The following is a 12,049-nucleotide window of genomic DNA, read 5'->3' on the forward strand; positions in this document are numbered from 1 at the left end:
CATTGCTTGTCGAAGGCCTGTACTCAGCCCTATTTACGACTCGGGCAAGCCCTCGCAATACTGGCCGAACACCAGCGGGAAGAGGGCAGATGGACACCTTTGATGCAGACGTCATCGTAGTGGGAGCCGGTCCCACCGGACTTATGCTCGCGGGCGAATTGAGGCTCAATGGAGTCTCGGTGACGGTCCTTGACAAACTCACCGAACCCATTCAGCAGTCCCGCGCCCTCGGCTTTTCGGCACGGACCATCGAGGAATTCTCGCAGCGCGGGCTGATTCCCCGATTCGGCGAGGTCGGGGTCATTCCCTTCGGGCACTTCGGCGGGGTTCCGCTCGACTACCAGGTCCTTGAGGGCGGTTCGTACGGTGCCCGCGGAATTCCGCAGGCACGCACCGAGGGAATCCTCGGCGGCTGGGCCCGCGAGCTGGGCGCCGAGGTGCGCCGCGGGGTCGAGGTCACCGGCCTGGAGGCCGACGACGACGGGGTGACGGTCGTCGCGGACACCGCGGACGGCCCGGTGCGGCTGCGCGCCCGCCACGTGGTCGGCACCGACGGCGCCCGCAGCGCCGTCCGCAAGATCGCCGGAATCGACTTCCCCGGCACCGAGGCCACGCTCGAACTGCGCTTCGCCGACGTGACCGGGATCCAGCTGCGCCCCCGCTTCAGCGGTGAGCGCGTCCCCGGCGGCATGGTCATGGTCATCCCGATGGGCCCGGACCGCAGCCGCATCATCTACTTCGACAGCAACGAGCCGCTGCGCACCAGCCCGGACCCGATCACCTTCGAGGAGGTCGCCGCGGCCTTCCAGCGGCTGTCGGGCGAGGACATCAGCGGCGCCACGCCGCTGTGGGTCAGCTCGACCACCGACGTCAGCCGCCAGGCCGCCGCGTACCGCAAGGGGCGGATCTTCCTCGCCGGCGACGCCGCGCACATCCACCTGCCGATCGGCGCGCAGGGCATGAGCGCGGGCGTGCAGGACGCGGTCAACCTCGGCTGGAAGCTCGCCCTGGACATCAAGGGCCAGGCTCCCGAGGGGCTGCTCGACACCTACCACGCGGAGCGGCACCCGGTCGGCGCCCGGATCCTGACCAACACCCTCGCCCAGCGCACCCTCTACCTGGGCGGCGACGAGCTCAACCCGATGCGCGAGGTCTTCACCGAGCTGGTGCAGAACTACGAGTCGGTCCGCCGCCACCTGGTCGGCATGGTCACCGGCCTGGACATCCGCCACGACCTCGGCGAGGGCGAACACCCGCTGCTGGGCCGGCGCCTGCCGGACCGCGACCTGGTGGTCGACGGCGAGAAGACCTCCAGCTTCGCGCTGCTGCACGCCGGGCGCGCCGTGCTCCTGGAGCTCGGCGGCGACCACGGCCTGCGCGAGGCGGCCACGGGCTGGTCCGACCGCGTCGAGGTGGTCACCGCCGACCAGGTCGACTGCGACGCCCCCGTGGACGGCATCCTGCTGCGCCCCGACGGCTACGTCGCCTGGGTCGCGCCCTCCGGCTCCGGTTCCGAAGGCCTCAACGACACCCTCACCCGCTGGTTCGGTCCCGCCAACTGAGCGCGCCGCGCCCCGGTCACGTCCGTACCCTCAAAGGAAGCGAAGGAACAATGCCCACCATCTCCCTCGAGGACAAGCACCTCACCGTCCTCAACCTCTTCACCACTGACGCTCCTGAGAAGCAGGAAAGCCTGATCCGGGAGATGCGCAAGATCGTCGACGCGGCGACCTACGAGGGCTGGATGTCCAGCACCGTGCACGCGGGCGTGGACAGCCCCGGCACCGCCAACTTCATCCAGTGGCGCAGCGGCGAGGACCTCGAGAAGCGGTACTCCGCCGACGAGTTCAAGCACCGCACCCTCCCGGTCTTCGGCGAGATCACCACCTCGATCCGCCTCCTGCAGAACGAGGTCGTCTACACGCTGGCCGGCCCCGGCCCCTGCGGCAAGATCGAGATCGGCCCGGACCGCGAGGTCTACACCTCCATCACCGTCTACGGTGTCGAGGCGGCGAACCAGGACGAGCTGATCGACGCCCTCGGCGCCGGCCAGGCCGGCATCGTGGACGCCCCGGGCTTCCGCGCCCACGTCGTCCTCAAGGGCCTGCGCGCCCGCGGCCTGGAGGGCTCCTTCGCCGTCTCCTACTTCCAGTGGGACACCAAGGAGGCGTACGAGGCCCACCGCGACCAGGACCCCGAGACCTGGCCGGTCGGCCGCCAGAAGGCCCAGGCCCGCGTGGACGCCGTCGCCACCTCCGTGGACGGCAACACCTACAACGTGGTGCACACGCGCTCTGCCGGCGAGTGAACCGGCGCGCCCCTGACGGCGCGACCGGCTCCCGAGCCCCTGGACGCCCGGTCCCCGCGCGGGGACCGGGCGTCCAGCGCACGTGCCCCGCTTGTGCGGCCTGAGTACGGCTCCGGTGGAACTCAGGTATCCCCCGTGCCGGGCGCTATCGCCGGGCCGCACCGTCGAGGGCGATGGCGCATTTTCCCGCCGCCGCGCAGACCATGCCGCTGCGCGAACCCTCCCACGCAACCGCTGAGGAGCTAAACCGTATGCACAGCACCCTGATCGTCGCCCGGATGGCAGCGGCCTCGACCCACGACGTGGCCAAGCTGTTCTCCGAATTCGACGCGACGGACATGCCCCAGCGCATGGGAACGCGGCGCCGCCAGCTGTTCTCGTACCGGGGCCTGTACTTCCACCTCCAGGACTTCGACGAGGACAACGGGGGCGAGCTGATCGAGGGCGCGAAGAGCGATTCGCGCTTCGTGCAGATCAGCGAGGACCTGAAGCCCTTCATCGAGGCCTACGACCCGAAGACCTGGCGTTCGCCGGCTGACGCGATGGCCACCCGCTTCTACAACTGGGAGGGTTCCGCGTGACGAGGCGACGCGTTGTCATCACCGGGATCGAGGTGATCGCCCCCGGTGGTGTCGGCAAGGAGAACTTCTGGAACCTGCTGAGCGAGGGCCGTACCGCCACGCGCGGGATCACCTTCTTCGACCCCACTCAGTTCCGCTCGCGGGTGGCCGCCGAGGTCGACTTCGACCCGTACGCGCACGGCCTGACCCCGCAGGAGGTCCGCCGCCTGGACCGGGCCGCGCAGTTCGCCGTCGTGGCCTCGCGCGGCGCGGTCGCCGACAGCGGCATCGAGCTGGGCGGGATCGACCCCCACCGCATCGGCGTCACCGTCGGCAGCGCGGTGGGAGCCACGATGGGCCTCGACGAGGAGTACCGGGTCGTCAGCGACGGCGGCCGGCTGGACCTGGTCGACCACACCTACGCGGTCCCGCACCTGTACAACCACATGGTGCCCAGCTCCTTCGCCACCGAGGTGGCCTGGGCGGTCGGCGCCGAGGGCCCCAGCACCGTGGTTTCCACCGGCTGCACCTCCGGCATCGACTCGGTCGGCTACGCCGTCGAACTCGTCCGCGAGGGCTCGGCGGACGTCGTGATCGCCGGCTCCTCGGACGCCCCGATCTCGCCGATCACCATGGCCTGCTTCGACGCCATCAAGGCCACCACTCCGCGCTACGACGACCCGGAGCACGCCTCGCGCCCCTTCGACGGCACCCGCAACGGGTTCGTCCTCGGCGAGGGCACCGCGTTCTTCGTGCTGGAGGAGCTGGAGAGCGCGAAGAAGCGCGGCGCGCACATCTACGCGGAGATCGCCGGCTACGCCACGCGCAGCAACGCCTACCACATGACGGGCCTGCGCCCCGACGGCCTGGAGATGGCCGAGGCGATCAACCTCGCGCTCGGCGAGGCGCGCCTGAACCCCGAGGCGATCGACTACATCAACGCGCACGGCTCGGGCACCAAGCAGAACGACCGGCACGAGACCGCCGCCTTCAAGCGCAGCCTCGGCGACCACGCGTACCGCACCCCGGTCAGCTCCATCAAGTCGATGGTCGGGCACTCGCTCGGCGCGATCGGCTCCATCGAGATCGCCGCGTCGGCGCTGGCCATGGAGTACGACGTCGTACCCCCGACGGCCAACCTGCACACGCCCGACCCGGAGTGCGACCTCGACTACGTCCCCGTCACCGCGCGCGACCAGCTGGTCGACGCGGTGCTCACGGTCGGCAGCGGATTCGGCGGCTTCCAGAGCGCCATGGTGCTGGCCAGCCCCGAAAGGAGCCTCGTATGACCACGTCGGTGGTGGTCACCGGTCTTGGCGTCGCCTCCCCCAACGGGCTCGGCACCGAGGACTACTGGTCGGCAACGGTCGGCGGGAAGAACGGCATCGGCCGGATCACCCGCTTCGACCCCTCCGGCTACCCGGCCCGGCTGGCCGGCGAGGTGCCCGGCTTCCAGGCCGAGGAGCACCTGCCCAGCCGTCTGCTGCCGCAGACCGACCGGGTCACCCGGCTCGCGCTGGTGGCGACCGACTGGGCGCTGGCGGACGCGGGCGTCGACCCGAAGGAACTGCCCGAGTTCGACATGGGCGTCATCACGGCCAGCGCCGCGGGCGGCTTCGAGTTCGGCCAGGGCGAGCTGCAGAGCCTGTGGAGCCGCGGCAGCCAGTACGTCTCCGCGTACCAGTCCTTCGCCTGGTTCTACGCCGTCAACAGCGGCCAGATCTCGATCCGCAACGGCATGAAGGGCCCCGCCGGGGTCGTCGTCAGCGAGCAGGCCGGCGGCCTCGACGCCGTCGCCCACGCCCGCCGGCAGATCCGCAAGGGCACCGCGCTGATCGTCTCCGGCGGGGTCGACGCCTCCATCTGCCCCTGGGGCTGGGTGGCGCAGCTGTCGACCGGGAAGCTGAGCACCAGCGACGAGCCCTCGCGGGCCTACCTGCCCTTCGACCGCGACGCGCGGGGCTACGTGCCCGGCGAGGGCGGCGCGATCCTCATCGTCGAGGACGCGGAGGCGGCCCGGGCACGCGGCGCCCACATCTACGGCGAGATCGCCGGGTACGGCTCGACGATGGACCCGCGTCCCGGCAGCGGCCGCGAGCCGGGCCTGGGCAAGGCGATCCGGATCGCCCTCGCCGACGCCGGCGTGGAAGCGGCGGACGTGGACGTGGTCTTCGCCGACGGCGCCGGGGACCCCACCCTCGACCGCGAGGAAGCGGCGGCGATCAGCGGGGTCTTCGGGGACCGCGCGGTGCCGGTGACGGTGCCCAAGACGATGACCGGCCGCCTGTACTCGGGCGCGGCGTCGCTGGACCTGGCGGCGGCGTTCCTGTCGATCCGCGACGGGGTCATCCCGCCCACCGTGCACACCCAGCCGTGCCCGGACTACCCGCTCGACCTGGTCGTCGGCCAGTCGCGGCAGGCCCCGGTGCGCACCGCGCTGGTGCTGGCCCGCGGCAGCGGCGGCTTCAACTCCGCCATGGTCGTGCGCGCCGCGCAGTAGCGCCGTACGCCACCCAGACACCACACCACGTAAGGAAAGGGACTTCCACCATGGCCACCAACGCATTCACCCCCGACGACCTGCGCCGCACCCTGCGGGAGGCCGCGGGCGTGGCCGAGGGCGTCGACCTGGACGGCGACATCCTCGACACCGAGTTCGACGTGCTCGGCTACGAGTCCCTCGCGCTGCTGGAGGCCGGAAGCCTCATCGAGCGCGAGTACGGCATCTCCCTCGACGAGGAGGCCGTCAACGACGCGAACACCCCGCGTGCGTTCATCGAGGTCGTCAACGCGCAGCTCGCGCCCGCCACGGCTGCCTGAGGGGGATCCGACATGACGCAGAACACCGCCCCCCGGGTCGCCGTCATCACCGGCGCCACCAGCGGCATCGGCCTCGCCTCGGCGCGGCTGCTGGCCTCGCAGAACCACCAGGTCTTCATCGGCGCCCGCAACGCCGACAACGTCGCGGCCACCGTCAAGGAGCTCCAGGCCGAGGGCCTGGACGTGGACGGCGGCGTCGTCGACGTCCGCGACACCGCCTCCGTCGAGGCCTTCGTCCAGGGCGCCGTCGACCGCTTCGGCACCGTCGACGTCGTGGTCAACAACGCCGGCCGGTCCGGCGGCGGCCCCACCGCGGACATCGCGGACGAGCTGTGGGAGGACGTCATCGAGACGAACCTCAACAGCGTCTTCCGGGTGACGCGCGCCGCGCTGACCACCGGCGGCATGCGCGGCAAGGACCGCGGCCGGATCATCAACATCGCCTCCACCGCGGGCAAGCAGGGTGTCGTCCTCGGCGCCCCGTACTCGGCGTCCAAGCACGGCGTCGTCGGTTTCACCAAGGCGCTGGGCAACGAGCTCGCCCCGACCGGCATCACCGTCAACGCGGTCTGCCCGGGCTACGTGGAGACCCCGATGGCCCAGCGGGTCCGCCAGGGCTACGCGGCCGCGTACGACACCTCCGAGGACGCCATCCTCGAGAAGTTCCAGTCGAAGATCCCGCTCGGCCGCTACTCCACGCCCGAGGAGGTCGCCGGTCTGGTCGGCTACCTGGCCTCCGACACGGCCGCCTCCATCACCGCCCAGGCGCTCAACGTCTGCGGTGGCCTGGGCAACTTCTAGGCCCTGACCGGCCGGCCGGGCCGGGCGCCCCGCGCACCACCGGCATTTCCCGAGGAGAAAGAGGAGTAAGTCGTCATGACGACGCGTGAGGTCGAGCACGAGATCACCATCGGCGCCCCCGCCGCCGCGGTCTACCAGCTGCTCGCGGACGTCACCAACTGGCCGCGGATCTTCCCGCCGACGATCCACGTCGACCGGGTCGAGGCCGAGGGCAACGAGGAGAAGATCCGGATCTGGGCGACCGCCAACGGCCAGCCCAAGAACTGGACCTCGCGCCGCACCCTGGACCCCGAGGGCCTGCGCATCACCTTCCGCCAGGAGGTCCCGGCGGAACCGGTCAAGCACATGGGCGGCACCTGGATCATCGAGGCGCTCGGTGCGGAGGAGTCCCGCGTCCGGCTGCTGCACGACTACAGCGCGATCAACGACGACGCGCACGACCTGCTGTGGATCGAGCGGGCCGTGGACAAGAACAGCACCTCGGAACTGGCGGCGCTCAAGACGAACGTCGAGCTCGCGCACGCCGCCGAGACCGAGGAGCTGACCTTCTCCTTCGTGGACACGGTGCAGATCGCGGGCAACGCCAAGGACGCCTTCGACTTCATCAACGAGGCGGACCGGTGGGCCGAGCGGCTGCCCCACGTCGCCGTCGTGCGCCTGGCCGAGGACACCCCGGGTCTGCAGGAGCTGGAGATGGACACCCGCGCGAAGGACGGCTCGGTGCACACCACCAAGTCGTACCGGGTGGTCTTCCCGCACCACAAGATCGCGTACAAGCAGGTCACGCTGCCCGCGCTGATGACCCTGCACACCGGCGAGTGGACCTTCGAGGAGAACGAGGGCGGGTTCGCCGCCTCCTCGCAGCACACCGTCACCCTCAACACGGACAACATCGCGCGGATCCTGGGCCCGGAAGCCACCGTGGCCGACGCCCGCGCCTACGTCCACACCGCGCTCAGCACCAACAGCAGCGCCACGCTCGCGCACGCCAAGGCCTACGCCGAGCAGAAGGCCTGACCATGACTGCGGACCTGCTGGAGGCCGACGTCATCGTCGTCGGCGCCGGTCCCGTCGGGCTGCTGCTCGCCGGCGAACTGTGCCGGGGCGGCGCCGACGTGGTCGTGCTGGAGAAGCGTCGCGCCCCCAGTACGGAGTCGCGGGCCTCCACCCTGCACGCCCGCACCATGGAGATCCTCGACGTCCTCGGGCTGCTGCCCGACCTCGGCGGCCCGCCGGTCGAACCGCGCGGCCACTTCGGGGGGATCCCCCTGGACCTGACCGGGCCCAGCACCCACCCCGGCCAGTGGAAGGTCCCGCAGACCAAGACCGAGGGCGTGCTGGAGGAGTGGGCGATCTCGCTCGGCGCCGACATCCGGTGCGGCCACGAGCTGACCTCCGTCACCGAGACGGGCGGGCCGGCCGAGGACGGGCCGGACGCCGGGCACGTGGAGGCCGAAGCCGTCGGCCGCGACGGGGTGGTGCTGCGGCTGCGCGCCCGCTACCTGGTGGCCTGCGACGGCGAGGACAGCGCCGTACGGCGCCTGGTGGGCGCCCGGTTCCCCGGCGAGGACGCCGGCCGGGAGCTGCTGCGCGCCGACGTCGAAGGCATCGACATCCCCAACCGTCGCTTCCAGCGGCTGGAGAAGGGCCTCGCCATCGCCTGGCGCAACCCCGCCGGGGTGACCCGCGTGATGGTCCACGAGTTCGGCTCGGTCGCGCAGCCGCGCAGCGGCGAGGCGCAGTTCGAGGAGATCGCCGTCGTCTGGAAGCGGGTCACCGGCGAGGACATCAGCGGCGGCACCCCGCTGTGGGTGAACTCCTTCGGCGACGCCTCCCGCCAGCTCGACCGGTACCGCCACGGCCGGATCCTGTTCGCGGGAGACGCCGCGCACCGGCAGATGCCGATCGGCGGCCAGGCCCTCAACCTCGGCCTGCAGGACGCCTTCAACCTCGGCTGGAAGCTCGCGCTGCACCTGCGCGGTGCCGCCCCCGCCGCCCTGCTCGACACCTACCACGCCGAACGGCACGCGGTCGGCCGGCGGGTCCTGGCCAACATCCGGGCCCAGGCCCTGATGCTGCTCGGCGGCCCCGAGGTGGAGCCGCTGCGCACCGTACTGGGCGAGCTGATCGCCCTGGAGGACGTACGGGCCCACCTGGCCGGCATGATCAGCGGCCTCGACGTCCGCTACGACGTGGGCGGCCCGGCGCACCCGCTGCTGGGCCTGCGGCTGCCGGAGACGGCGCTGCTGGCCGACGGCGGCGAGACCAGCACCACCCGCCTGCTGCGCGAGGGCCGGGGCGTCCTGCTCGACCTGCGCGGCGCGGCGGACGATCCGCTTCCCGGTGCGGACGGCTGGGCGGACCGGGTGGACGTACGGGCCGCGCTCCCGAAGCAGGGCGGCGCCCTTGAGGGCGTCGGCGCGGTTCTCCTGAGGCCGGACGGCCATGTCGCGTGGGCGGGGTCCGGCGACGCCGGGCTGCGGGAGGCGCTGGAGCGCTGGTTCGGCCCGTCGGGCTGACCGGCCGCCGGCCGCACGCCGACCGCGCGCCGGCCGCGCCCCCACCACCCACCACCGCGCAACTCTTTACGACGCATCTCGAGGAAGGGAACACCATGGAAGGGACAGCGGTGGACACCGATGTCATCGTCGTCGGAGCCGGTCCGACCGGCCTGATGCTCGCCGGGGAACTGCGCCTGGGCGGGGCGCGCGTGATCGTGATCGAGAAGCTGACCGAGCCCACCATGCAGTCGCGGGGCCTGGGCTTCACCGCCCGCACCATGGAGTCGTTCGACCAGCGCGGGCTGCTGCCCCGGTGGGGCGGGCTGGAGACCATGCCGATGGGGCACTTCGGCGGTGTGCAGTTCGACTACAGCGTGCTGGAGGACGCCCACTTCGGCGCCCGCGGCGTGCTGCAGTGGCGCACCGAGGAGGTGCTGGAGACCTGGGCCACGGAGCTGGGCGCGCAGATCCGGCGCGGCTGGGAGTTCGCGGAGCTGGCCGACGGGTTCCTGGACGGGGACACCGTCGAGATCACGGTGAACACCCCGGAGGGGGAGCAGCGCCTACGCGCGTCCTACCTGGTGGCCTGTGACGGTTCGCGCAGCACCATCCGCCGCGCGGCCGGCTTCGACTTCCCGGGCATCCCGGCCAGCCGGAAGATGTACGTCGCCGACGTGGTCGGCTGCGAGCTGCGTCCGCGCTACCTCGGCGAGCAGCTGCCGAACGGCATGGTCATGGTCGGCCCGCTGGGCGACGGCGTGGACCGCATCATCGTGTGCCCGCACGGCACCCCGGCGAGCGACCGCGACGCGATCGTCCCGTTCGAGGAGGTCGCCGACGCCTGGGAGCACATCACGGGCGAGGACATCCACGGCGGCGGCGCGAAGTGGGTGAGCTCCTTCACCGACGCCACCCGGCAGACCTCCGAGTACCGGCGCGGACGGGTGCTGGTGGCCGGCGACGCCGCGCACATCCACCTGCCGGCCGGCGGCCAGGGTCTGAGCACCGGTGTGCAGGACGCGGTCAACCTGGGCTGGAAGCTGGCGGCGGTGGCGCGCGGTACGGCGCCGGACGCGCTGCTCGACACCTACCACGCCGAGCGGCACCCGGTCGGCAGGCGGCTGCTGATGAACACCCGTGCCCAGGGCACGGTGTTCCTCGGCGGCGAGGAGGCCGAGCCGCTGCGCCAGCTGTTCCAGGAGCTCGTGCAGTACGACGACGTCAAGCGGCACCTGGCGGGCATCGTCAGCCACCTGGAGATCCGCTACGAGTTCGGTGACGGCACGGGCGAGGAGGGCCACCCGCTGGTGGGCCGCCGGATGCCGCCGCGGCTGCTGGTCGGCGCCGAGGGCGAGACCCGGATCGCCGAACTGCTGCACCCCGGGCGCGGGGTGCTGCTCGACCTGGCCGACGACGAGGCCGTACGGAATGCCGCGGCCGGCTGGCAGGGCCAGGTGGACGTGGCGACGGTCGTCGCCAAGCCCGCCGACGGAGCCGACCAGCTGGAGGGCATCACCGCCCTGCTGGTCCGCCCCGACGGCTACGTGGCCTGGGCCGGATCCACGCAGCAGGGCCTCACGGACGCCCTCGACCGCTGGTTCGGCCCGACCGCCTGATCCCCTCCCCCCAGGGGCCGCGCCCCTGTCCCGCCGGTAGATCGGCGGGACAGGGGCGCGGGTGCGTTGGGGGGGCACATCACTCGCCGCCGGATACGACGCTGCTCACATGACTGGCGTCGGCCACGCAACCGTCGTCTCCGTGGGCCGCCCGTAGTCGACCCCGTCGACACCCCACCCGTACAGCTCGCGGATCTGGCCCATGAACCAGTCCGCGCCGCCCCGCGCGTGCTCCAGTCCGGCCTCCGGGTCCGCCCACAGTTCCCGCACCCGGTCCTGGACCTCGTCGTCGAGTTCCCAGCCGTCCAGCCGGATGCGGCCCTGCTCGTCGAGGACCAGCGGTGCCGCCCCCGTCAGTTGCTCCCACAGTTCCCCGGCCTGCTCGGCCGTCGTGCGCAGGCCGTCTCCGAGAACGGTCCGCAGGAAGGACGTGTACAGGGCGATCGACGGGATCGCACTGGAAGCCTGGGTGACGGCCGCGCCCGCGACCGCGGTGAACGCCCGGCCCGCGTCTCCCAGCTCCGTGTCCAGGTGCCCGGCGGTCCGCTCCAGGTCCTCCTTCGCCGCGCCGATCGTGCCCTGCCGGTAGATCGGCGCCGTCAGCTCCGAGCCGATGTAGGTCAGCGCCACGGTCGTGAACCCTTCGGCCAGCAGGCCGCGCCCGGCCAGGGCCTCCACCCACAGCCGCCAGTCCGCGCCGCCCATCACCTGCTCCGTCGCGCGGCGTTCCTCGTCGCTGGCCGGTTCCAGGAAGACCTGTCCGACCTTCGGGGCGTCACCGGAGAAGTCCAGCGCCGGGGCCTCGTACGGCCCGCCGAGCGGCTTGATCACCGACTGGTGGACCGTGCCGGTCACGGGGTCGGTGCGGCGCGGAGCCGCCAGGCTGTAGATCAGGTAGTCGACCTTTCCGTACCGCTCCTCCAGCAGAGCCAGCACCTGCTCCTTGCCCGCCGCGGAGAACGCGTCGGTGTTGACGAACGCGAAGTCGCGTCCGGCGTCGCGGGCCAGGGCGTCGGCGGCCGCGGTGCGGTACCAGCCGGCCGTAGCCGTGCGCCGCTCCGTCTCAACGCCCTCGAAGGCGACACCCACACCCCGGATGCCGTGCCGGCGCAGTCCCGTCAGCAGTGTGGCCAGCCCGTACCCGGCGCTGTGGCCGAGGAGCAGTACCACCGGGCTGCTGCCGTCGGTGCGGGCCGGAATCTGCTCCCACATCCGGTGCACGGTCTCAGCGGCCCCGTCCGGGTGGGCGTTGACGATCAGGAAACCGCGCTGCTTCGGGTCGATCTGGCGAAGGCTCACAATGCGTCCGTTCCGTTCGGTACGAGGCGGGCGAAGAGGGTACGAAGGTCTGCGACCGTCTTCGGGGAGCGTATCGACGCCCCGGCCAGCGGCCCGTGCCAGCGCGGCACGGAGATCATTCTCGGTCCTTGTCACCTTCGGCAT

Annotated in this window: 11 protein-coding genes; 10 read left to right on the plus strand and 1 reads right to left on the minus strand. The window is 71.9% G+C overall.

Going from position 1 to position 12,049, the window contains the following annotated elements:
• Positions 1 to 89 precede the first annotated feature (89 nt).
• The 10 genes from OG447_RS31525 to OG447_RS31570 all read left to right on the plus strand — a co-directional run bounded on the left by OG447_RS31525 (position 90) and on the right by OG447_RS31570 (position 10,606).
• A complete protein-coding gene (locus OG447_RS31525) occupies positions 90 to 1,562 on the plus strand; it encodes an FAD-dependent monooxygenase (protein WP_266941021.1) in 1,473 nt (490 codons plus the stop codon).
• 50 nt (positions 1,563 to 1,612) lie between these two features.
• Positions 1,613 to 2,308 (plus strand): antibiotic biosynthesis monooxygenase, encoded by a 696-nt coding sequence (locus tag OG447_RS31530; RefSeq protein ID WP_266941023.1) that lies wholly within the window; start codon positions 1,613 to 1,615, stop codon positions 2,306 to 2,308.
• 251 nt (positions 2,309 to 2,559) lie between these two features.
• A complete protein-coding gene (locus tag OG447_RS31535; RefSeq protein ID WP_266941024.1) occupies positions 2,560 to 2,889 on the plus strand; it encodes a TcmI family type II polyketide cyclase in 330 nt (109 codons plus the stop codon).
• A complete protein-coding gene (locus tag OG447_RS31540; RefSeq protein WP_266941025.1) occupies positions 2,886 to 4,157 on the plus strand; it encodes a beta-ketoacyl synthase in 1,272 nt (423 codons plus the stop codon). Before OG447_RS31535 ends, OG447_RS31540 begins: the two co-directional genes overlap by 4 nt.
• Complete coding sequence (locus OG447_RS31545) at positions 4,154 to 5,368, plus strand: ketosynthase chain-length factor (RefSeq protein ID WP_266941027.1); 1,215 nt, start codon at positions 4,154 to 4,156, stop codon at positions 5,366 to 5,368. The genes OG447_RS31540 and OG447_RS31545 overlap by 4 nt, the downstream gene beginning before the upstream one ends.
• Positions 5,369 to 5,418: 50 nt before the next feature.
• Positions 5,419 to 5,688 (plus strand): acyl carrier protein, encoded by a 270-nt coding sequence (locus OG447_RS31550; protein WP_266941028.1) that lies wholly within the window; start codon positions 5,419 to 5,421, stop codon positions 5,686 to 5,688.
• A gap of 12 nt (positions 5,689 to 5,700) precedes the next feature.
• Positions 5,701 to 6,489 (plus strand): 3-oxoacyl-ACP reductase FabG, encoded by a 789-nt coding sequence (gene fabG / locus OG447_RS31555; RefSeq protein ID WP_266941030.1) that lies wholly within the window; start codon positions 5,701 to 5,703, stop codon positions 6,487 to 6,489.
• A gap of 75 nt (positions 6,490 to 6,564) precedes the next feature.
• Positions 6,565 to 7,506 (plus strand): aromatase/cyclase, encoded by a 942-nt coding sequence (locus tag OG447_RS31560; RefSeq protein ID WP_266941032.1) that lies wholly within the window; start codon positions 6,565 to 6,567, stop codon positions 7,504 to 7,506.
• 2 nt (positions 7,507 to 7,508) lie between these two features.
• Positions 7,509 to 9,008: an FAD-dependent monooxygenase gene (locus OG447_RS31565; protein ID WP_266941034.1), complete on the plus strand. Its 1,500-nt coding sequence runs from the start codon at positions 7,509 to 7,511 to the stop codon at positions 9,006 to 9,008.
• A gap of 95 nt (positions 9,009 to 9,103) precedes the next feature.
• Positions 9,104 to 10,606 carry an FAD-dependent monooxygenase gene (locus OG447_RS31570; protein ID WP_266941036.1) on the plus strand — a complete coding sequence of 501 codons (1,503 nt, stop codon included), beginning with the start codon at positions 9,104 to 9,106 and terminating at the stop codon, positions 10,604 to 10,606.
• A 105-nt stretch (positions 10,607 to 10,711) separates the two neighbouring features.
• Here the strand turns inward: OG447_RS31570 and OG447_RS31575 are convergent, their stop codons facing one another.
• A complete protein-coding gene (locus tag OG447_RS31575) occupies positions 10,712 to 11,905 on the minus strand; it encodes an enoyl-[acyl-carrier-protein] reductase FabV (protein WP_266941037.1) in 1,194 nt (397 codons plus the stop codon).
• Between the last annotated feature and the right edge of the window lie 144 nt (positions 11,906 to 12,049).

Source organism: Streptomyces sp. NBC_01408, assembly GCF_026340255.1.
GTDB lineage: Bacteria > Actinomycetota > Actinomycetes > Streptomycetales > Streptomycetaceae > Streptomyces.